A 21,042-nucleotide genomic window follows, 5' to 3' on the forward strand; every position below is an offset into this window, starting at 1 on the left:
TCGACAAGTGTCATCACCTCGTCCTCGCTCCATTGGGCCGGATTGGGACGCGCTCTAACTCGAGCTAACTTGTCGGTGCGGCGCTTCGCCATATGGGCTACAATGTTGATAACGGCCCGAAGGCGGGGTCGAGGGGCAATATGTATGCGAGGCTCAATGATTTTGAGAGCAACAAATCTTATTCGTACAGTGATCGGCCGCCGTAGAGTACAAATGGGATAGCTTCAGAGTTGGGGCCGAGCGCGACGACAGTTTCGCCTTGGACTGGTCATGCCGTGCGAGCGGCTGATCCAACGCTGGATCATCTGCTCCGCCCCTGAAGCGGGCGGGCTTTTGTATATCCATCGGATGCCTACACGCCGTTGCCCTTTCGGTGCAAGATGATTTTGCCCAATCAATCCAGGATATCATTCGCGCGTGATGATGCGATTCTGGTCCAGCGGCCCGCCTGGTGGCCAATACTCATCCGCAACCCATTCATACATGAGAAGAAGCAGGCGAAACTTGAGCCTGCAACCTCACCGTTATGAGCGGCCCTGCCTGCTCGATAGTCTCGGAGAACATTGACGTTTTTCGTGACGTTACCTGACGAGCTTCTGCCTTCGTTCACGGCGTATCGGTGGTCAAGTGATGGTTGGGTTCAGTTTGAGAACGACTCGAAAATTCAGGAATCTGATTCGGATCGCGATCGGGGATGAGATTGTACGATCTCCAGATCGATCCGTGGGAAGGGTGGGGTTCCTTGAGGTTCGGGCCGACAATTGGCCTGAATCGGTGAGATCGAGCCCGAAATTCAACGGTGGACCGCGAAATTCGCTCGCCTCATAGTCGAGTCAGTGAATTGCCTTTGAGAAGACCCTTACGGGGCGTAGAGCGGCCCGGTAGCTCGTCAGGCTCATAACCTGAAGGTCATAGGTTCAAATCCTATCCCCGCAACCAAGCTTATCTGAATTAGATCAATGAATTAGCCCGCCTCTGGCGGGCTTTTTCATGTGTTGCAAGGCGTTCCCGCGCGTCGTCAGGGATTCCGGTGAATTGCTATTGATTATCAAATGTTTACGCGCCAGCACTTCCATCGGCTCCCGCGCGTTACAATTCTCTACATGGCACATGATTGGCACATGAAAATGGGGCTGTTGGACGCGGATCGAATTCCTGCACGGCACTAGCGCGGACTAGAATTGTTGTTTGGCGATAGCTCGGATTGCACGGCAGTACCGGCCAAGCCGGGCGGTACGACCAGCTTTGGAATCTTCGGGAACATTACCCCGCAAATGTGAATCTCACCGATAGATGATCCTGCTATGAGGCCGCGATGGCGTTCCGGATCTCAATCGGCGAACTCATCTGGTGAAGATGTTCGATGCTCTGGCCGGTGCCGAGCACGTGGATGGTGCCATAACCCAACAGGCGCACCAGGACAGATTGATCGACGCGAACCGACTCAACCTTGTCCATGTTCATCTCAAGCGTGTTGCGGAAGACAAAACTGCGGCCGTAAACCACCCGCCTGTTCGTTACGGTGAGCTCGGTAATCCACCGTATGAACCAGCGGCGAATAAAGGAGACCATCGCAAGGCTGTAGGCTACAGCGCAAGGTAGCACGAGTGACTCCCCATGCAGTCCGAGTGCGGCGGCGATGCCAACGAAAATGGAGCCAAGCAGCAGCAATGCCGCCGGCACGAGGTAGATCGCCCAGTGCAGTCGTGCGGTGATGATGATTCTCTCCTCGGGCTGAAGGACCCTCTTGACGTAAGATCGCATGGCGGGCTTCTCGAGGCGGCCATGGAAGCACATGAATTGCGCCTCCTTTCGCCGACATAGGGCGGAAGGTGGGGGCGCCGACGTAACGCAGCCATCAAAATGCGTGCGTCGATCTTGATTTGCAGCGCAGTGGCCCGCCCGGTGGTGCAGCCGGCCTTCACTCGATCTTCTGGGCAATTCGTGCGGCCTAATCTGCGGGGGGCGGGAGACATGGGTTGATGGTTGGACCCAACCTGCGGAATGCGCTAAGTTTGCTCAATTCAGCCAGTTGAAGGCTAAAGGCTATCTCGATGCCGGCCAGCAATGATTTTGAATTTGCGCGATTAGTCTATCAGCTTCTGGTCACGGAAAGGACCGTCGAACTGGACGTGGTGGCCAACGCCATCGGAATGAAATATGCGACATTGCATGCGCGCCTGAACCGCCGGGTGCATTTCCGCCCGGCCGAGATACGCGCGCTGCTTGGCATAGTTCAGGACCAAAGGCTTATTTCCTATTTTCTCCAGAATACCAGATTCACTTTTGCCGAGCGGCCTCCGGTCGATCCGGCGCCCGCGAACGCGCTGGAATGGTCGCATGAAGCGCTGTTCCGCATTGTTGAAGCGCTGCAAAAGCTGACCAGCGCGCTTGAGGACAACGTGATCGATCACCGGGAGCGGCTGCAGTTGCTCAGTCAAATCGAGCAGGCCGAAGTCGCGGTAGCCAGCCTGAAGGCGACGGTCGACTGCGGAGGACGCCACGGCAGTACGACCGATCGGCGAGGGCAAACGAGCGCGTAGCATCGCGTCCGATCGAAATGAATCCACCGGCAGCGTGATCCGGTTCGATCAAACCAGGATTATCAAGATGCTTGAAGACGCCTTGATCCAGCTTGGCCGCGACGACAGCCAATTTGGCGCGCAGTTGAAGATCGGATTGATAGACGATCCGGGCTTGGCGGATGGCGTGCTTTCGATCAATCACAAGAGCAAGAAGCTGGGTGTCCGCTCGGCGACCGAATACGTCGCGACCGCCACGTGCGAGATGCTGCGCGCATGGCGCGCGGCGATTCCGTTTGGGCCTGACGCCTCGCCGTTCCGGGGCATGAGGATCGCCGTAGAGGATGCATCTCCCGATACGTGTGTGGCGATCGTTGCCCTGGGTGCGCGGCTGGCCGGTCGCTCCATTCCTTCCGATTGGGTCGATTGCATCTACCGTTGGGAACTCGGCTTTTTGGATGGGGCCCGCGAGCCTGAATCCTCGTTCGTCGCCCTTGCCAGTGCGTTGGTCCATGCCGCCTTCAACCGGGAGCGCCTCCGGCTCCGCGACGGAGACGTGGCCAATACCTTCGTGCTGCGCGACGCGGTCAGCTATGCGCGGGGCCTCATCGATCTGAAGCTCGATCCGGCCAATCTGCCCCGGGTGCTTCCGCGGGAAGCCGACCCAGCTCTTCACGACCTGCACGGCAGGGCGCACGCCAGCCTCGCGCGGGAACATGACATCTATCGACGGGTCGTGGCCGGCGCGCTGAAGGTGGAACTGTCCTTGCCGATCGCCACAACGGACCGCCGCACCGACGTCGATGGGATATTTTTCAGTGAGACCGAGCTTACTGGCGTCATGAAGCTGTTTCTGAGAACCGACAGCAAGGCACCGCTCGGCCGGGGATACGGTCTCATCGGGTTGCACAGGCCTGACTTGGCCGGGTCGGGCAACGACATGACGGTTTCGGTCGATCCGTCGTCCTCCACGACTTTGAAAGACCTCTGGATTCTACTCGAAGCAAGGGAAGAGGAGGCTTGGGCTGCATTCGCTTCGCAATCCACGGGCCACGGGTTTGCCCGTCCACGCGACTGCCCGCGAGACGGAATGGCGAGTTTCCTTGAGGACCCGCCGATCGCGATTCCCTCGAACGAACCCTGGTGGGAGGGACGGCCGCTTTACACGCTCATCGCGGCGCCCCGCGCGGTTGAGATCGACGGCGAGCGCTTGCTAGGAACGCGGTTGACCTGGACGGACGTCAAGACGGTGGTTTGGAAGCTTTATGCTCCGATCGACGCATGTCGCTTCCGCCGGTACGATGTACCTGCGGAACCACCTTGGCATCTAATGGATCCGGAGGCCGCATGGGCTCGATCGCCGCTTCCCGGAGACAAATCGGGATTGTACTCGGTTAGGCTCCAGCTCGTTTCCGTATCGGGCGAACCCGCGCGGTGGTCGCAGGCGCTGTCATCGAATCTCGCCGCGTTCGTCGATGTCGGCCGCATCGACATGGAGGGAATTCCCGATTCCGAAGCGTACGATGTCATCGAGAGCCGGGGAGGAATCGCGCTCGTCTCCGAACGAGGCATTGGGCTCATCGAAATTGCGACATCGGGCGGTTTTCCCATGAGAGAATTGTCGCGAGCCGCGACGGAAGTCGCCATTACGGTCGAATGCGCCCGCACGGTCGCTGACGACATGGACAATCGCATCCACAATCTGGTGCGCAAGGCGATCGATACCGGCGCGGCGAGAGACAAGCGTGAGGCGCTCAAGGCGATCTATGCCGCAAAGCTGAGGGCGCGGGAGACATGGTCGGCGGCGGAGCGTTTCGAGCAGGACATGCTCGTTCGCCGTTTCCGCGCTCACTGCGAGACGCGCTGGCGAGCCAAGGAACGGTTGGCGACGGCCCTGTCGGAGGTCGCTGAACTCGAGGCGATGGTGGTATCCTCGAGCGAGGTGAGGGCGAACGGCATGATCAACGCCATCGCCCTGATCGGATTCCCGTTCACGATTTTCGGAAATCTGCTCGGTGGCTTCATCCTGCTGAACAGCGGCACCCACGCGCTGGAAGGCTTCTCCTGGAGCACGCTTGGGGTCTATCTGCTCGCGTCGGCCCTGGGCATCGCCGTCATCGGCGGGCTGGCGAAGATGGCGGATAATCGCTGGCGTCGGATCGACGACGAGTAGCGTATCGCTTCCTCCAATGCCGGAGCGCCGCGCGGTGTTTGCCGGGATGGTTACAATTCACCGAAATCGCTCGAGGTTCAGTCGCAGTCATGCTGAACGGCCGTGAGTACAGCGGTCATGCGTATGAGGTTATGAGGTTCAGTCTGCTTTCAAAAGAGCAGTCATGCTGAACGGTCGGTCTTTAAATCTCTCGTACTACTTCGAGGTTCAGTCTGCTGAAAGACGAGCAGTCGTGCTGAACGGAAGTTCGCAATGTGCGTTCATCCATCGTGGTCAGTCTGCTTAGAGATGAGCAGTTATGCCGAACGGCAGACAAATATCGATCTTTGATGTTTGGAGGTTGGGGGCAGTCTGCTGAAAGATGAGCAGTCATGCTGAACTTCTGTTCTTCCTAGTTCTTTGAGTAAGGAACAGGGGTAGTCTGCTTTCAAAGAGCAGTCATGCTGAACGGTTCCTTTGTAAGGGATTGAAGTCCCTTGCGCAATTCCGCAAATTCTGAATCGAACCTTGCGGCGCTCATCGTCATGCAAATCGTTCTGCCATCGAGGTTCCGTAACCCTTCGGAACGGGCCGGTACGGTAGGTGCCGCCCAGCAGTTCGACACGCAGTTGGGTCAGGTTGGCATAGAGGTTAGCGCCGAATTCGGCGATGCCGACACCATCGCCGCCTGCCGATCCTTCGTTGGAAGCGACCTTGAACCAGGCGGCCTGAAGGGCTTCGTGGGAGGTGATGGCTTGCCAGAGATCCGATGCGCGGTCGTCATTCATGTTCGCGGTCCGTAACTGGATGCGGCCCGCCGCCGGGTGGCAACCGTCAGCGGATGGCTCATGCGGAGTGGATGGCCCGATTTGGCCGACGTTCTTACGAAGGCGGTAACAACGAGCGGTTCAGTCTGCTGGAAGATGAGCAGTCGCGCTGAACATCGCGCATGTTGGTTGCGTGACTTTACAGAGGTTCAGTCTGCTTTCAAGAGAGCAGTCATGCTGAACGCGGTTTTTTGTTTCCGCAAAGAGTATCTAGGGTCAGTCTGCGTTCAAAAGAGCAGTCATGCTGAACCAGAACGCCGGTCGCGTAGTTCAGCCTGCTTAGAGATGAGCAGTCATGCTGAACATGCTGACCAAGCAGAATAAGGCAAAGCGGTTCAGTCTGCTGAAAGATGAGCAGTCATGCTGAACGGAAGTTCGCAGGCGCGTCCGTCCCATCTAGGTTCAGTCTGCTTCGAGATGAGCAGTCCATGCTGAACAAGTTGCTCATTGGTTCGCGATCGCAAACGGTTCAGTCTGCTTTCAAAAGAGCAGTCTTGCTGAACGGCAGCTCTTTAAGGCATTTCGTTGATTCGGGGTTAGTCTGATTCGAGATGAGCAGTCATGCGGAACATTGCATGCAACGTTGTTGCGTGTCACGGTCCAGTCTGCTGAAAGATGAGCAGTCATGTTGAACGTGAGTGCCACACAGTTCGTGTAATCGCGTGGCGGTTCAGTCTGCTTTCAAAGAGCAGTCATGCTGAACGATAGTCCTTTCACTCCACCCTCAGGGTCAGCTTAAGCGGTGTCCCGTCGCTCTACATAGGCAGGATAGCTCACGAAGATCTCAGACGGAAGATCTCTGCCATACCGCGCCGAAAGCTCTGGCGGATACGTCAACTCGCCTTTGTTTTTTCGCTCTGCCCCAACACCGATCGGAATCCGGTATCCGCCGGTATCGAAATCGAACAGAGCCTTGACCATGGATGTAAACCGCACGGATGCCTGCGGCAGCTTGAACTGGATATCGCCTGCCTCCGGTCCCCTGGCCATCGATAAGTGAGTCTCCAGGTTGGGTAGGACGAGGGCCCGTGTCAGCCGATCCCTTTCCAGGGCCCAGGTGACGACCAGGCCTTCATCGAGCAAAATGTCACCGACGGCCTTGCTGACCGCGTTCATCAGTTTTCGGTCGTAGCTCATCAACGAGCGCACCGCATTGACGGCATAGTTGAGGTTGATCAGGTTGCGCTTCTGCGGCCGCAATTGATCATTCCTTCCCCGCTTCACGCGCGTGCTGATGATGTTGTAGTGAGCAAAGTCGTTCCTGATCTGGGCCTTGCCTAACTTCCAATGGGAGCGCTGTTCGTCAGGCGGACGATGCGCGTTTGCCTCGACATCTTTCTGGTTTTCCTTGAAGGGACCGGTGAAATATCGTTCAAACAGCTCCTTGTTGCCGGGGTCCAGCAGGCATGACAGCAGCCCAAAGCCGCCAAGGTCGAAGCCGTGATCGTCATTCCACAGCGAGATGAATCCCTCGTCGACATCGTGCCATGCGAGGGCGTGCTCAAGCCTCTGCCGTTCGTCTCGCCGTGGAAACGAAGCTTCGAAATGCGTCCGAAGGGTCGCTTTCAGATCGTCCGGCAGCGTGATCCCGATCCGGCGAGGCACCGCCTCCATCTTGCCGCCGAGATCAACGGAGCGCCGGGTCGAAACCTCGACCGTGAGGTCCGTGCCCCGGGTCTTGACTTGCCGATACAGCATTCCCAGAAAAAGATAGGCCCGATCGCGCTCCCACATCAGCGTGAAGTCGGTCAGACGGCCAACTATTCGTATCATGAGCTGATGCAAACGGGCGTGCTCCGCCAGCCGCGCGGCATTGGCGCTGAAATCGTAGAGCCTCGTCTTCGTCGCGAGCTCCCGATAGTTGTTTGCGGCGGCACTCAGCCTGGCCGGATCCGGCTTCTTCTCCTTGCAGAGCGCGATGACGGCCTTATGCGCCTCATACTTGTCTTCGAACAGCCGCTTCGTAGCGTCCGTCTCGATCGCGGTAAACGCATCCACCTCGTCCGTCGTGATCCTGTGCTTTTCAAAGATTCTCTGCAGCACCCGATAATGGCCGAAACGCATGATTTGACGAAGCCCGCGGCGCGTTCCGGAAAACGAAACATGGTGGTGCTCCATCTCGTCCGAGTACACCCGGGCGAACTGCGTTGGATCTTCGTAGAGCAGAGTTCCAAGCTCGCCGAGCTGGAGGTGCTCCTTTCCCGCAAAGCCGGCGGACTGGACGCGCAGATAAAGTCCCATCAACTGGTCCAGGTCGCTCAATAACTGGGATGAACTCTCGGACGTGCCGCCTGCTTTCCCCTCCAGGGCTGCGGTCTTGCGAAACTCGTGCCGCAACAGGGATACATATTCGTTCGGCAGCAGGTACAGCCAGGCATAGAACTGGCTGTGCCAAGGCTTGATGTCCCGACCATTAGCGTCTCGTTCGACCACGACTTCGCCTGGTTCGACTGGACGGTCGTCTTGCACAGAGCCGTCTCGATCTGTCAGGTTCCAGACCCAATCAAGTTCAGATGCGCGAAGATAGCTCCCGAACAAGTGAGCAAACAGCTCCCGCTTGAAATCCTCCACCCAGTTGCTGACCTTCCTTTGCTTCTGCGCGTCCATGCGATAGCGGTGGCCCAGCCGCTCTTCCGCAGCGGAATACGCAACCAGTTTCCGGAAGAGCGTATCCAGATCGTCCAACGAATCGAGCGCGAGACTGCTGACCAGCGTGTCCGCCAGGCCATAGACGCGCCCCATGTCGCTCTGGTATTGCTGAGCCCGCCGTTCCTTCGATGCTATGACGTCCTTGATGCATGTGCGCAGCGTTTCCGCCCTGCACTTCTCGAGCCAGTGCTGAAATCCAGACCCATAGAGCAGTCGAAGTATTCCAATCTGGCAGAAGGCCGTGCTTCCCCCCCGCGTTGGCAAGTCATCCAGTCTCAAATTGCCGAATGGCTCGATGAGCGCGGCCACCTTGACGGAGTCGTTTTCGGCCAACTGGCGTACCCGGCTCATGACGGACCGGAACTTCGGCACCAGGAATTTTTGTCCCTGTGGAAACGATGCGACCTGGGCAAGCAGAATTTGGCGGTTGTCATCGGCGACAAATTTGCCGACGCCGATCTGATTCAGCTCATCGGCCACGGCCTGGCTCTGCAAGACTCGATCGAACGCCAGAAGCTCATCGAAAGTCTTCAGCGCCTCAGGATGCGCAAGAATGCCGGATCGTTCGAAGAAGTTGTGATCGGCCAGGTCTGCAGTCGGTTTCAGAATGCCGCCCTCGATCAATCTGATCAATCGCCGCTTGGTCGAGAAATGATTCGCCCTGTCTCTGAGTTCCCCGGCCAGTCTCAACATCGCCCACAGCCTCTCTTTCCTGGTTGTCAGGTCGCCGGAGCAGAAGAGAGCCGCGCGCTGGAGTTCGCCCACCTGCCTGGTCCCAAAAACCAGTTGGGCGTGGGACTTCAAGTGATCGTCCCCGATCCGGCTGACGGCGCGCTGTGCAACCGTCGTGCTGGCCAGATCATCATTCTTCGGGACGTCCTTGTCGAACTGAGCGGCGTCATCAGGATCCGCCCAGGCCTTCAGCGTTCTCAGCGAAAGCGCGACCGAATTCCGCCACGCGCGCGTGAACGCCTCGTTCCGTTTGATTTCGCTCTGCCCGGCGCTTTCCACGAGCGCATCCATGCGCCGATCGAATGTCGCAGCGACATCCCTTGTATAATCAGGCATATCGGTCGCGTGGACGATCAATTTTCCAATTCGGATCAACTCGCTGACCGTCGCATTGCGCTGCTTCGCACCGAGAGCCGACAGCAATCTATCCTTGTTGGCCGGCACAATTCTCCGAATTTCGTCCAAACTGTTCGATGCTATGGCCTTCCTGAAGCGGTCAGATCTTGCCAGCTTCTGATAGAATTTTCGAACCGCATTGTGCATGGACCAGAACCGGTCCCGGCTTTCTTGGTCGTCTGAGAACGCCGCGCGGGCCTTGCTGAAGTGGCCGTGTAAAATCTCTCCAAAACGCGACGCGAAATTGGTCCGCGCGGGGGGCGAGCCGTCGAACTTCGGCTCAATCGCCGCGATGCTGGCGGCTACGTCATTGTAGATCGCTCCCGAAACATCTTCCCCGAAATACAGATCTGCGTCGTTCGGCCCCCACAGGGGCCGCTTCCACTTCGTTTTCTCCGCCCGTGGGTCGTTTGCGCTCTTGACGATACCGAGGCCACGCCTCTTGATGAGACCTTTGTCCGGCTCCGCTTTGCTTGGCCTTGGTTTGCCTGAAATCTTCAATTCGTGATCGAACAAATGATCAAAGATCGCCCTTGCTATCTCGCGATAGTCCGGTCGGCCGGAGGCGGGCCAAAATGCGGCGTGCCAGCGCCCATTGAAATCTTGGCGCTTCTTCGTCGGGTCACCGAATTCACGGATAAAGTCTGCATTCGAATCTCTTATCGGGTTGACGGGATCGGGTGCTTTGCGAAGGTAAGGATGAATTTTCCAATTCCAGCTATCCTGAAAAAGCTCGAATGCCGCCTGTCCGTTGGCCAGCGCAAGAATTGGCGTCCGATATCTTTCGCATAGCAGCCGCCACAATTGCTCGGCCAGGAGGGTCCGGTCGACATAGGCAGTAACCTCGAATGCGCGGAGAGTGTTTGGTTTGCGCACAATCTTGTCGAGAACCGAGACCGTTTGTCGGAGCACCAGCGCATAGTCTTCGCCGACATAGTCGGCCAACCTGTCCGGCAAGATCGCTCTCACCCCCACGTAGTCCGCTGGAGTTAGTAGATTATCCGCGTTCGTGACCAAGCCGCGGGTCATCTCTGCCTTTTCCCGATTTCGCTGCGTGAAGCTAATTCCCTTTGAACGCAAGATCTTCATTTGTCAGCCTCCTTGTCTAGAAGTTGAAAAGCATGTCCAGCGCCACGCTCCCGCGGTGACAAGCTGCCGGCGACGTGGTGGCAGGGAGGGTTGCAACTCACATTGGTGAAGTCGCCTGTTCAGGAACGACTGGGGTCTTGCCAACGGCAACCGAGAGCTGCATCGGTCGCGTGCCGCTCCGTATCCGTGCATTGGAACACACAGCGAAGAATTCGCAAGGGAAAACCCAACGCACCAACGACACCGATCGGAAATCTCCGAGGTCGGCCCGTGCAACGAATTCCGAAAATTATCTCAACGGCACCGTCTTGTCGCCGCGCCGGTCCGGGATGGACGTCAAATCGCGGCACCACGTTTTGACAGGCGCGTGCCGATTGCGGCGGACGGTCTTCGGCCGCGCGCTATTCGACATGCGATCTTCATGGCACCGCGCGCATCGTTTGCATGAACCAAATCAGGACTCTTCGGACGGACCCAAAAGACGCTGCCAGAAGCCCCGTTTTGACTTTGGAGCCGGCGGCTCAACTTGGGGGCCCTGCCGTGCACCAAAATGTGCGTCCCGGGCGGCGCGATCATGTCTCCAGGCAGCCTCGGTCTCGGCAGGCGTGAGCTTTTTCACCCAAATGACCTGACCTTGCCTTATCCAGTAGTGGGATCGGCAGCGGAATCGCGAATTACCGATCGAGGGATGCAGCGAAACGTTCTCCCCATCGAAGTAGAGCTGCCACTCGCCCGGGCTCAAAGGAGTGACAACCTTCTCGCCGCAGCCGCAGCAACAGCGATGAATGACGCAGCTGTGCACCATGGAGACGTAGAGCACGCCATCCTTCAGTTGAGGCGGCGCCAGCTCGACGAATTCCGGAGTGAGGTGTGTTTGGCGCGCCATCACGTTTCGTCGCTCGTGAGAAGGTTGGTGTCGATCGAGTATGTGCTGAAGTGTTCGCCCTCGTTGTCGGCATAGAAGCCGAAAAGCTTCTTCCATTTGATCACAGCTAGCGCGGCATTCAGCATGTTCAGATCGGGGATCTGAATGTTCCTGTCATATTCGTTCTCAGGATCGGCTTCGCTGCAAGGGATTCGGCGATGAGCCCCGCGCTGTTGGGGCGTGCTCGTGGTAACACGCAGGATGCCGCTCAGCTGGGAGTCTTTTTCTACCAAGCCCATGCCGACATCGATGAACGGCACGCCGTATTCCTGGAGCTTTCGGATTATAAATGCCTTTGATCTTCCGTCGTCCACGCATACGAACACGAGATCCGCGTCGCGCAGGTGCTTTTCTGCGTTTGATTCGTTGATGTGCTCCGGATGCGCGACGATGCCCTTGTGCATCTTGTCATAGATGGCTTTGAAGTAATCCACCTTGAACGGTTGCGCGCGAAGCTCCTCGATCGATGGCGCTCCCGGGGAACGAAAGGCGTTGTGCGTGTTGTACACGTCGCCATCCACCAAGTGGATCGAGGCAACAGGAGCCTTCGCCACCGGATCGAGAACATAGGAACCAGTGCCGCCAACACCCGCGATGACGACCTTGCGTAGCTTCAGTTTCGCCGTGGCGCCGTTGATTCCAGCGCGGCTTGAAGCTGTATCGAGGTAGTGGAACGGTGTGTCTTCGTCGGGCTCGGGTTCTACCACGCGGTTCGCGCGTGCGTCAGCGCCCGGCTCAAGCCAAGTTGCCTGAGCTGCAAGGATCGTCGCGTAGGCGGTCATCTTCTCGTAGTAGTCGGCGTAATAGCCACATGCGGGCTTATGGGAGAAGGAGAAGCGGGCTACCAGGCCCGGCGCGATTTCATTGTTGATCTCGCTGCCGATCAGCTTCGTCATTGGCGAGCCGTCTTTGTTGCAGGGCCGTTCACCGATGAACTGGACCTGATGGTCGCCCGGCCGGATGGTGTTGTCGCCCGCGAGATCAAGCGGGCAGACGAGGATACCGCGCTTCACCTCCTGCTTCTGGGTGACATAGGGCACGTCCCTCACGAGGAGGGAGCTGCCCTTAATCGCGACGAAGTATCCTTCGTCGCGGAGCCGCGCGAGGTCGGCGTTACGAGCGATCAGTGCGGCGGACATTGAAGATGGTCCCGTTCTTGATTTCGACACTCTGGCCTTCATCGAGGGTGCCCTCGCGTTCGGGCCCGACTGCCTTTTTGAAGGTAACCGTGTAGATGACGTCCGGGCCGTCTTGCACATGCGGGTAGGCCAGCTTGACCACGCCGCGGAACGTGAGCACCCGCTTGTCGACGACCTTTTCCTCGAGGTTCACGATGATCTTGAACTTGCGGTCCTTCGCGCTGTGGAAGTGCTCGTCCTGCTTGAGGCGGATTTCGTTGCCGTTGTTGGGCACGAACTCGTCCTCATGGTCGCCGGTTACCTCGCGGAACAGCTCATGACCCTCATGAATATGGGCCAGGGCATAGAGAGCAGCCCCCGTGGTGGGGCTGGGCGAATGGTAGGGAGTCTGATCAATGTGGACCCGAATCTCGTCGTTTCGGGCATTTTCGGTGAGATTTTCGCTCATGTCGGACCTCTTTGTGCTAAAATTCCTAGAATCTTCAACGGGAATGCTTGACCGCACTCGCTAATTGGGAAAATGTTAGGACCTAATTTAATCCTAGTCAAGAGGTAACCCATGGCTACGCCCCAAACTGCGCTTTCGCCATCCATTGCCGCTCATCAGCATCCCGCCGACGAGACCTGCCCGTATTGCGATCAGCCGATCCCGAATGATCGTGCCGAAGAGGTCCGCTCGCGATTTGAGTTCAAGCAACAGCAGGCCGCGGCCGCGCTGAAGGTGCAGGCCGACAAGGCTATCGCCGACGCCCAGGTGGCCATGGAGACGGCGAAGAAGGAGGAAATTGAAAAACTCAAGGCTGCGGCTCTTGCCGAGAAAAACGCAGCCTTGGAGGAAGCCAAGAAGGCAGCCGAAGAAGCCGGGCGGCAAAAAATCGAGTCGCTAAGTGCCGAGCGCGAAGCCGCTACCCTGAAAGCCGCCGAAGCCGAAGGCAAGCGCCTAGAGGCCGTCAGCCAGTTTGAGGCCCTCAAAGCTCAAACCGAAACCATCGCGGCAGCGCGCGCAGCCGAGACACGGACCGCCCTCGAAAAGGACAACGCCGACAAGATGAAGGTGAAAGATGCCGAGCACGCTGCCGCCATACAGAAGTTGTCGGACCAGTTGGCAGCCGTTCAGCGCAAATTGGATGGCGTAGAAGGTGAGGGCGAGGACATTGACCTTTTGGAAGCCCTGAAAGAAACCTTTCCAAATGACGACATCGTGAGCGTCGACAAAAAGGACGGCGCCAACATCATTCACACCGTCAAGCACAATAAGAAAATCTGCGGCAAGATTGTTTATGACTCCAGAAATCGGAAGATTTGGCAGGACAAGTTCGCGAACAACCTTCACGACGACCTGGTCAACGCACAGGCGATGCACGCGATACTCACCACGACCAAGTTTCCGAGAGGGGTGCAGCAGATTCATATTTCTGGTGGTGTTGTACTCGTGCATCCGGCTCGCGCATTGGTAATTGCCGAACTTCTTAGGGACGAGGTCGTCCGCAACTTCGCCCAACGCATGAGTGACGAGGACCGAGGCAAAAAGACACTGCGGTTGTACGAATTCATCACTTCCGAGCAGTTCAACAATGTTCTCGTATCTCTCGATACCAACGTCGACAAACTTATCGAAATTGAGGAAGAAGACAGGAAGCGTCATAAGAAGACGTCAGAGTCGCGCGAGAAGCTCTATCTGGGGTCGCGGCGACTACATGCAAAATTGCGGTTAGACGTTGCGCGCATCGTCGGTACCGCAGACACGGAGTAGCCATGCCAAACGTCGAAACAAGCAGCGGCCGCGTTATCGGCCTCCAGGAGCGACCGCTTGGTCGAACCGTATTGAGAACGTATCGGACCAAAGCCGATATTGACGATCTCATTCCAAATCCCAAGCAGCCCCGTCTCGGTCCAAAAGAAGATGACGAGCTGCAGCGGCAGATCAAGGAGAATGAAGGTGTATTTGAGCCAGTGCTCGTCGAGCCGCATCCCGAATTCAAAGGAAAATTCCGGATTATTGACGGCGAACGGCGTTGGACCAATTCGCGTATTCTAGTTGCGAATGGCAAAGACCAATATCGGAAAATTCCAGTCGAGGTTACAGATCGCACGCTGAGTGACGAAGATCGCTTGCGTGTCTGGATTTATATACACAGGCAACGCAAGGAATGGGACGCCAAAGAGAAGGAGATGGTGGCCTACCAGCTTATTCAGCTCGTTGGCAAAGCGAGCGCTGCCGACATTCTAGGAATTTCCTTCAAAGAACTCGACCGGCTGGTCGAAATCTTTGAGTTATCCGAGCGCTTCAAGGAGCTAAAGGACGTTAGTTCAAGCATCACCTGGGCGAGGGAGTTGATTGGTGTCAGCAAGAACCTGAGAACACCAAGCGTCATTGACGCAGTCGTCAAAAAAGTCGCCGAGAAACGCATCACGAACTCCAAGGACTTGCGCAAGCTGCGACAGATATTGCCAGATCCCGTTGCAAGACAGAATTTCCTCTCTGAAGACGGCGACCTAGAGACCGCGATGCTTCGATTGGCGGGGGCGCCGAAGAAAGAGAAGGGCGGTATTTCGGGTGATCTCGACACGATCGTTGAGTCAGTGAAAGGCTTGCCTTGGACCGCTCTAAACGACCTAAAGAAGGATCCCCATATCCTCAAGAAGATCGACGAAGCATCTAGTCTTCTGAAATCGCTTCGCGATACTTTGTCCAGCTAGATTGGATCCAAAGTTTTTCGATAGTCGAGACCAAGTTACCCTTCGGTGTCGCTCGCCGGAGGCACTCGCGTTATCGAAGGAAACTTATGAGGAACAGTCGCGGCGTCTCTTGGAGCGGCGGCTCGGCTCATAGAGTTGCTGTCTGTGGCGGCTTCATTGGGAATTCCGCGCCGCCACCCCGCAGGTGCCGCGACAGAGGGTCATCAGGCCGAGCAACGAGGCGGTAATTAGATACTCAACTTGTCAAGGTTGAGCCATCGCTGTACGTCAATCGGAGAACCCGCTTGCCGAATGGACGATCGATGCGCCTGATCGAGTGGTTCTTGTTTGCGCTCCCATACATTGCGACCGGAGGAGCCGTATTTTCGGACTGGGGCAAGAACCATAAGGCTCTGGCCGTCCTTGCCGGTCTCGTCGCTTTAGTCACCACGGGCTATTTTATTCGAGACCGTTATTTTGAGTATGGGACGCCAGCGCCCCACGAAATTACAGCCGACGTCGCGACGCTAAAATTCTTCGATCCAACCACTTCAAAGCCGCGCATTTGGTACTTGCTGAGTCAAGCAGGGGCCTACACGCTCTACGACGCGCCAGGTTTTGATCCGATGACAGGAAGTCCTCTTCTGCCCATTACGTCAGAGATCGCCCAGGACATTATGTCCAGGGCAGCCGCGGTAAAGGCCGAGGAGCGGCGGCGTGCTGAAGAGGCCCAAAGAGCACGGCAACAGGAGCTTGACCGACAAGCCGCTGCGGCCCGCCAACGCCAGCAAGATGAGCAGGATCGCATCCGCGCTCAGGAACAGGCGAAACAGAAAGCCGCTCAGGATGAAATTGACCGCCAGAATGCAATTGCCCAGCAAAAGTTGCAATTGCAGCTCCAGCGGCAGCAGCAGCTGCAGGAGCAGCAACAGGCACTCGCGCGGCAACGGGATGAGTGGCGACGCACACACAACGGCTGCAACATGGGAACGCACTACGCGTGCGTCGATTGCCAACGGACCAATGCACCAGAATGCATTCATATCGGGGCAACGGTGGCTGTGGGTGCTTTCCCAACTAGCGAGCTTTGGCGCACCCGCTGGTCGCGGAACGGGCTCTCGTGAACCGAGTCGCCTTGCGTCTCGGCCATTCGGCTTCGATCCCTTGCGCGATATGGTGTCGCTCGCCGGAGGCACTCGCGTTAGGGGCTGCCGCTTCGCGGCACCGCTATCACTGCCCCGAACGCGGGTGCCTTGTTAACCGGTCTCGCGACTGCACTCGGTCCCGGGTCCCGCCGCGTTCCGCGTCGGCGCTATGCTGACCCTCCTGCGGGTGCCATCTCTCCTGCCTCCGCTTCGCTCCGGCCTGGGCGCCCGGCCCTGATGCAGCGAGCGGAATCTTTGGCGCGATTATGTAACGCAAGGGAAGCGTCCATGGCGCGTCCGCTTCGCCTGCGCGAACCTCTACAGGATCGAAAATCTCCTGAGGTTCGCCATGCAAGACTTTGTGAGGCAATCGCACGACTGGCGGATTGCGACGACCTATCTCGATCTTCGCCACGTCCCGACCGGGGTGCTGTTCCGGCTAAAACCGAGAATCCTGGTCGATCCGTCAAGCGGTCAAGCGCAAGGAAATCAAGAAGACCGAGCCGATCCGCTGCATCATCGAGACCGAACATGACGCGGAAGAAATCTCGCTCGCCGAGAACGAAATACGCACCCCGATGCACCCCGCCGACCAGTTCGAGCGTTTCCATGCGCTCCATACCGAAAAGGGCCTCGGCGCCGAGGACATCGGCGCACGGTTCGGCGTGACCCCCGCCGTGGTCAGGCAGCGCCTCAAGCTCGCCGCCGTCAGCCCGCTGCTGATTGAAGCTTACCGCGAGGGTTGCTTTTCGCTCGCTGAATTGAGCGCCTTCGCCATCACCGATGACACCAAACGTCAGGAGCAGGTCTGGAACGACCTTGGGCCCGACGTGACGCGGCAGGAAATCATCGACGCTCTCACGGAAGCGCATGTCGCGGCGTCCGATCCCCGCGCTATCTTTATTGGCAAGGACGCCTATTGCGCGGCGGGCGGCGCGATCCTCTCCGACCTGTTCGACGAGGAACACGAAGGCTTCTTCACCGATGCCGCGCTGCTGTTCGATCTCGCGGCCAAGAAGCTTGAAGCCGCCGCCGGACCCGTGCGGGCGGAAGGCTGGAAGTGGGTCGAGATCATGCCGCGCTTCGATCATACCGCGCTCGCCGCGTGCCGCCGCGTCTATCCGGACACGCGCCCGATGAGCGAGGACGAGCAATTGCGCCTCGCGGCGCTCGAAGAGCAATACGAGGCCCTCGAAATCGACTACGATTCCGAAGAGGCGGTGGCCGAGGCCGAGCGCCTCGAAGCCGAGATCGAGGCCTTGCGCGGCGAGGATGTGTTCGCGCGCGGATGTCATCGCGCGGGCGGGAGCGGTGGTAATCCGCACGGGCACATATCGGCCGGAGGCCACAAAGATTCTTGTTAGCGAGCTGGCGGAGACGTTCCTCGACCATTGCCGCGGCCGCATGGAGCGCGGCGAGCGCATGCCCCGCCGGAATTTCCAGGTCTACGAGGGCTACGTCCGCAACTACATCTGCCCCGATCCCGAATGGCACGCCGCCAAGCACGCCAAGCCCGGCACGGAATTCAGCTACTTCGACAAAGGCCTTGGCGGCCACAAGCTCGCCGACCTCACCGTCGGCGTCGTCAACCGCTTCCGCGATGATCTCCGCGCGACGGGCCTTTCCGTCGCGACCACCCGCAAGATCATCGGAATGCTGCAAGTGATGCTGGCTTATGGCATCTCGATTGATCTTCTCGCCTTCAACGCCGCCAAGGACGTTGAAGTGATCGCGAGCCGCGCCGACGAGGCCCGCCAGATCGTTCCGCCCGATCCCGACGTGATGCGGCAATTGATCGAACTTGCCGACGAGCGCTTTCGCGTCCTCCTGATGTTCGCGGCCTCGACCGGCGTCCGCGCGGGCGAGCTTCACGCCCTCCGCTGGAAGCACGTTAATTTCCAGCGCCGCGAGGTTCGCATCGAGACCCGCGTCGATAGCTTCCGGACCGAGGACGTGCCCAAGACCCGCGCGGGCCTGCGCTCCGTCCCGCTCGGCGAAGCCGTTATCCGCGCCCTGCAAGGCTGGCGGCAGAAGACGCGCTATCCGCAGCCCGCCGACCTCGTCTTCCCCAACTTCAAGGGCGGGTACTGGAGTCATGACGCCATGGTCAAATCGAAATGGCGTCCGCTGTTCAAGCGCCTGGCCGCGCGTTGGCAGGAGCAGCAGCGCAACGACCGGCCGGAATTCTTCAACTGGCACGCGCTGCGTCATTTCGCGATTTCCTGCTGGATCGACGCGGGCCTTCCGCCGAAGACGGTGCAGACCTTCGCGGGGCATTCCATCCTGCAAGTCACCATGGATCGATATGGCCATCTGTTTCGGTCCGACAGCCACGCGGCGGCCATGGATGCGATCGCGGCGACCATCGAAAGCCCGACCAAGCCCGCACCGGTCAAGAATGCAAATCGGACCTGGTCGGATTTTGTGCCATGATGAAAGATAGTTAGATCAAAGGGTTAGATGGCGTTTTACCGGTTGTTAGGGTTGGCTCCCTTATGATATAAAAAGTAGGATATAGATATTTTATATCCTGCGGAACAAACCATATGTGTGTCATGACAAAGTCACCGACCCAGCAGGACAAAGCCATCACGCTCCTCAAGGAGCGCGGCATCGTGCGTCTCTCCGAGCTTGTCGCCGCCGGCATCACCCCGGCAACCATCGCCCGCATGAAGAAAAAGGGACTCGTCAGCCAGCTTGGCCGCGGGCTCTACCAACTGCCCGACGCGCCGATTGACACGCATCATACGCTCGCCGAGGCCGCCAAGCGCGCTCCCAAGGGGGTCGTCGCGCTGACCTCGGCGCTCGCCTATCACGATCTGACGGACACCATCCCCTCGCGAGTCTGGCTGGCCATCGGCCCGAAGGACCGGCAACCTCGTCAGACCCATCCACCCATGCAGTTCGTCCATTTCAAGCCCGAACGGCTGGTGGAGGGCGTTGAGACCCATCTCATCGAAGGCGTGCCCGTGAAGATCTTCAATCCGGCCAAGACCGTGGTCGACCTCTTTCGCTACCGCAAGAGCGCGGGAACACGGTATCGCCATAGCACCGGCCTCAATCTCGCGCTCGAAGGCCTGCGCGAGGCGCTGCGTACGCGCAAGGCAAAACCCGCCGAGATCGCGGACTACGCGCGCAAGGCCGGGGTATGGAAGGCGATGGAGCCCTATCTGGAGGCGATGACCGCGAATGGCTGACCAACTCCGCAATGTCGGCGCCTCGGTGCGCGCGCGGCTGCTCGCGCTTAGCCAAGAGCGCAATCAGCCCTTCGAGCTGCTTCTCACGCGCTATGTGCTGGAGCGGCTGCTCTATCGTCTCGGCTCGACCGAGTACCGCGAGCGCTTCGTCCTCAAGGGCGCGATGCTGCTCGCGACCTGGGTCGACAACCAGTTCCGGCCGACCCGCGACCTCGATCTTCTCGGCATGGGCAATCCCGACCCCGAGGCGTTGCTGGCGATCTTCAAGGAACTCGCCGCCATCGACGCATCGGATGGCGTGACTTTCGATCCGAAGAGCTTCACGGTCGACCGCATCCGCGACGAAACCGAATATGGCGGCGTGCGGATCAAGGGCAACGCCACGGTCGACAACGCCCGCGTCCGTGTCGTCATCGACATCGCCTTCGGCGACGCGACCGAGCCCGGCTTGCAGGAAACCGACCTGCCGGTGTTGCTGGACTTCCCAGCGCCGAAGCTGCGCTCCTATCCCCGCGAGACCGTGATCGCCGAGAAATTCCAGGCCATGGTCGCGCTGGGGCTCGCGAGCAGCCGCATGAAGGATTTCTATGACGTATGGGTGCTGATCCGTTCCTACAAGTTCGAGGGCGACGCGCTGGCGCGCGCCATCAAGGCCACGTTTGAGCGCCGCAAGACGGAGATTCCGACCGTGCGCCCCGACGCGCTGACTGCGGCTTTCACCGAGGACGCCGGCAAGAAGGATCAGTGGGCGGCGTTCACCAAGCAGGTCGCGGTCGATCCCGGACCGCTGACCGAGGTCGCGAACACGCTCGCGGAATTCCTGATGCCTCGGGCCGGGAAGGCGCGCGCCTTGAAGGGCGGGGCGGCGTAGGTGAACATGATGATGATCTCGATCATCACCGGCAGCAGCATCAACAACATCAACAGGTCGATCATGGTCATCACCGACGCCTCCGATGATGAGCGCCCTGGACCTTGAAGGCAGAACGGGGCACCCTAACTTCAGGAGTTGCATGTCTTTGAGCCGGAAGCCGCATGGCCACATGATCGTTAGGTCAGTTTCAGATGCGATCTTTGCCACGATAGGCAAACAGGTGAGCCAGCAGCCCATCGAGCTGGTGGTTCATCGGCCCGAGCCGTGGGCCCGGCCGACGGATTGCTTTCGCAATGTCGCGCGCAAGATTGCCGAATGCGGAGGCAGCGCCCAGTCCGGCTATACCTTCCACCATCGGTTCGCCCAGAATATCGAAGGGCTCCCGCTCTATATTTACTTGACCCATCATGCCGTGTGGGTGTCGCCCGAGGGAGAACGTGTGGACGTGACACCATACCCAGAGCGCCGCCATGCGCCCCTCGACCGCAACGGGAAGATCAAGTTCCTGCCCGATGACGCCGCCGACCCCATAATGGTGCAAGGCCAGCCCGCGCCGCTGCCACTCCGCTTCTTCGCCGTTGACGACAACAAAGAGCTGAAGGACTACGTGGCCGAACTCAATCGAAAAGAGCAGGAGGCATGCCGCGAACTGCATTCGCAGGGAAGCGCGCAGAACGCCAGCGAGACATGAACAACCGCGACGAGTTCTCTCCTAG

At 58.6% G+C, this 21,042-nt stretch carries 16 protein-coding genes and 1 tRNA gene; 11 read left to right on the forward strand and 6 right to left on the reverse strand.

Annotated elements, in window-relative coordinates; genetic code table 11:
- Nucleotides 1-860: 860 nt before the first annotated feature.
- Nucleotides 861-939, forward strand: a tRNA-Met gene (locus tag QX132_RS21710).
- A 363-nt stretch (nucleotides 940-1,302) separates the two neighbouring features.
- On the opposite strand, the gene QX132_RS21715 is transcribed toward QX132_RS21710, so the two are convergent.
- On the reverse strand, nucleotides 1,303-1,764 hold the full coding sequence (locus QX132_RS21715) for a PH domain-containing protein (protein WP_316162828.1): 462 nt from the start codon (nucleotides 1,762-1,764) through the stop codon (nucleotides 1,303-1,305).
- A 290-nt stretch (nucleotides 1,765-2,054) separates the two neighbouring features.
- On the opposite strand from QX132_RS21715, the gene QX132_RS21720 reads away from it, so the two are divergent.
- Both QX132_RS21720 and QX132_RS21725 read left to right on the forward strand, forming a co-directional pair.
- Nucleotides 2,055-2,543: a phage regulatory CII family protein gene (locus tag QX132_RS21720; protein ID WP_316162829.1), complete on the forward strand. Its 489-nt coding sequence runs from the start codon at nucleotides 2,055-2,057 to the stop codon at nucleotides 2,541-2,543.
- Nucleotides 2,544-2,610: 67 nt separating this feature from the next.
- On the forward strand, nucleotides 2,611-4,695 hold the full coding sequence (locus tag QX132_RS21725; protein ID WP_316162830.1) for a hypothetical protein: 2,085 nt from the start codon (nucleotides 2,611-2,613) through the stop codon (nucleotides 4,693-4,695).
- A gap of 296 nt (nucleotides 4,696-4,991) precedes the next feature.
- On the opposite strand, the gene QX132_RS21730 is transcribed toward QX132_RS21725, so the two are convergent.
- The 5 genes from QX132_RS21730 to QX132_RS21750 form a co-directional block, all read right to left on the reverse strand.
- On the reverse strand, nucleotides 4,992-5,462 hold the full coding sequence (locus QX132_RS21730) for a hypothetical protein (protein WP_316162831.1): 471 nt from the start codon (nucleotides 5,460-5,462) through the stop codon (nucleotides 4,992-4,994).
- Nucleotides 5,463-6,236: 774 nt separating this feature from the next.
- Nucleotides 6,237-10,367, reverse strand: a complete 4,131-nt coding sequence (cas13a, locus tag QX132_RS21735; protein WP_316162832.1) for a type VI-A CRISPR-associated RNA-guided ribonuclease Cas13a — start codon at nucleotides 10,365-10,367, stop codon at nucleotides 6,237-6,239.
- A 454-nt stretch (nucleotides 10,368-10,821) separates the two neighbouring features.
- A complete protein-coding gene (locus QX132_RS21740) occupies nucleotides 10,822-11,253 on the reverse strand; it encodes a DUF6527 family protein (protein WP_316162833.1) in 432 nt (143 codons plus the stop codon).
- Nucleotides 11,253-12,431: a ThiF family adenylyltransferase gene (locus QX132_RS21745; RefSeq protein WP_316162834.1), complete on the reverse strand. Its 1,179-nt coding sequence runs from the start codon at nucleotides 12,429-12,431 to the stop codon at nucleotides 11,253-11,255. The genes QX132_RS21740 and QX132_RS21745 overlap by 1 nt, the downstream gene beginning before the upstream one ends.
- Nucleotides 12,406-12,879 (reverse strand): multiubiquitin domain-containing protein, encoded by a 474-nt coding sequence (locus tag QX132_RS21750; RefSeq protein WP_316162835.1) that lies wholly within the window; start codon nucleotides 12,877-12,879, stop codon nucleotides 12,406-12,408. The genes QX132_RS21745 and QX132_RS21750 overlap by 26 nt, the downstream gene beginning before the upstream one ends.
- A gap of 111 nt (nucleotides 12,880-12,990) precedes the next feature.
- On the opposite strand from QX132_RS21750, the gene QX132_RS21755 reads away from it, so the two are divergent.
- The 8 genes from QX132_RS21755 (at nucleotide 12,991) to QX132_RS21790 (ending at nucleotide 21,017) form a co-directional block, all read left to right on the forward strand.
- Entirely contained in the window at nucleotides 12,991-14,184 is a 1,194-nt protein-coding gene (locus QX132_RS21755; protein ID WP_316162836.1) for a hypothetical protein, read from the forward strand.
- Nucleotides 14,185-14,186: 2 nt separating this feature from the next.
- A complete protein-coding gene (locus QX132_RS21760) occupies nucleotides 14,187-15,131 on the forward strand; it encodes a ParB/RepB/Spo0J family partition protein (protein WP_316162837.1) in 945 nt (314 codons plus the stop codon).
- 302 nt (nucleotides 15,132-15,433) lie between these two features.
- Nucleotides 15,434-16,234, forward strand: a complete 801-nt coding sequence (locus QX132_RS21765) for a hypothetical protein (RefSeq protein ID WP_316162838.1) — start codon at nucleotides 15,434-15,436, stop codon at nucleotides 16,232-16,234.
- 599 nt (nucleotides 16,235-16,833) lie between these two features.
- On the forward strand, nucleotides 16,834-17,619 hold the full coding sequence (locus QX132_RS21770) for a hypothetical protein (protein ID WP_316162839.1): 786 nt from the start codon (nucleotides 16,834-16,836) through the stop codon (nucleotides 17,617-17,619).
- A 58-nt stretch (nucleotides 17,620-17,677) separates the two neighbouring features.
- Nucleotides 17,678-18,688 carry a tyrosine-type recombinase/integrase gene (locus QX132_RS21775; RefSeq protein WP_316162840.1) on the forward strand — a complete coding sequence of 337 codons (1,011 nt, stop codon included), beginning with the start codon at nucleotides 17,678-17,680 and terminating at the stop codon, nucleotides 18,686-18,688.
- Between the two features lie 122 nt (nucleotides 18,689-18,810).
- The gene (locus QX132_RS21780; RefSeq protein WP_316162841.1) at nucleotides 18,811-19,452 is read left to right on the forward strand and encodes a type IV toxin-antitoxin system AbiEi family antitoxin domain-containing protein; all 642 of its coding nucleotides are present in this window, start codon (nucleotides 18,811-18,813) and stop codon (nucleotides 19,450-19,452) included.
- Nucleotides 19,445-20,323 (forward strand): nucleotidyl transferase AbiEii/AbiGii toxin family protein, encoded by an 879-nt coding sequence (locus tag QX132_RS21785; RefSeq protein WP_316162842.1) that lies wholly within the window; start codon nucleotides 19,445-19,447, stop codon nucleotides 20,321-20,323. The genes QX132_RS21780 and QX132_RS21785 overlap by 8 nt, the downstream gene beginning before the upstream one ends.
- Before the next feature lie 142 nt (nucleotides 20,324-20,465).
- A complete protein-coding gene (locus QX132_RS21790) occupies nucleotides 20,466-21,017 on the forward strand; it encodes a hypothetical protein (protein WP_316162843.1) in 552 nt (183 codons plus the stop codon).
- The last annotated feature ends 25 nt before the right edge of the window (nucleotides 21,018-21,042 follow it).

This window comes from Bradyrhizobium sp. SZCCHNRI20481, assembly GCF_032485055.1.
Lineage (GTDB): Bacteria > Pseudomonadota > Alphaproteobacteria > Rhizobiales > Xanthobacteraceae > Bradyrhizobium.

What these genes read in the sequence shown, in the direction of transcription:
- QX132_RS21785 (WP_316162842.1), top strand. Translation starts at nt 19,445, where the DNA reads ATGGCTGACCAACTCCGCAATGTCGGCGCCTCGGTGCGCGCGCGGCTG.
- QX132_RS21780 (WP_316162841.1), top strand. Translation starts at nt 18,811, where the DNA reads ATGACAAAGTCACCGACCCAGCAGGACAAAGCCATCACGCTCCTCAAG.
- QX132_RS21765 (WP_316162838.1), top strand. Translation starts at nt 15,434, where the DNA reads ATGCGCCTGATCGAGTGGTTCTTGTTTGCGCTCCCATACATTGCGACC.
- QX132_RS21790 (WP_316162843.1), top strand. Translation starts at nt 20,466, where the DNA reads ATGTCTTTGAGCCGGAAGCCGCATGGCCACATGATCGTTAGGTCAGTT.
- QX132_RS21775 (WP_316162840.1), top strand. Translation starts at nt 17,678, where the DNA reads ATGCCCCGCCGGAATTTCCAGGTCTACGAGGGCTACGTCCGCAACTAC.
- QX132_RS21760 (WP_316162837.1), top strand. Translation starts at nt 14,187, where the DNA reads ATGCCAAACGTCGAAACAAGCAGCGGCCGCGTTATCGGCCTCCAGGAG.
- QX132_RS21755 (WP_316162836.1), top strand. Translation starts at nt 12,991, where the DNA reads ATGGCTACGCCCCAAACTGCGCTTTCGCCATCCATTGCCGCTCATCAG.
- QX132_RS21745 (WP_316162834.1), bottom strand. Translation starts at nt 12,431, where the DNA reads ATGTCCGCCGCACTGATCGCTCGTAACGCCGACCTCGCGCGGCTCCGC.
- QX132_RS21720 (WP_316162829.1), top strand. Translation starts at nt 2,055, where the DNA reads ATGCCGGCCAGCAATGATTTTGAATTTGCGCGATTAGTCTATCAGCTT.
- QX132_RS21730 (WP_316162831.1), bottom strand. Translation starts at nt 5,462, where the DNA reads ATGAATGACGACCGCGCATCGGATCTCTGGCAAGCCATCACCTCCCAC.
- QX132_RS21750 (WP_316162835.1), bottom strand. Translation starts at nt 12,879, where the DNA reads ATGAGCGAAAATCTCACCGAAAATGCCCGAAACGACGAGATTCGGGTC.
- QX132_RS21715 (WP_316162828.1), bottom strand. Translation starts at nt 1,764, where the DNA reads ATGCGATCTTACGTCAAGAGGGTCCTTCAGCCCGAGGAGAGAATCATC.
- cas13a (WP_316162832.1), bottom strand. Translation starts at nt 10,367, where the DNA reads ATGAAGATCTTGCGTTCAAAGGGAATTAGCTTCACGCAGCGAAATCGG.
- QX132_RS21770 (WP_316162839.1), top strand. Translation starts at nt 16,834, where the DNA reads ATGCACCCCGCCGACCAGTTCGAGCGTTTCCATGCGCTCCATACCGAA.
- QX132_RS21740 (WP_316162833.1), bottom strand. Translation starts at nt 11,253, where the DNA reads ATGGCGCGCCAAACACACCTCACTCCGGAATTCGTCGAGCTGGCGCCG.
- QX132_RS21725 (WP_316162830.1), top strand. Translation starts at nt 2,611, where the DNA reads ATGCTTGAAGACGCCTTGATCCAGCTTGGCCGCGACGACAGCCAATTT.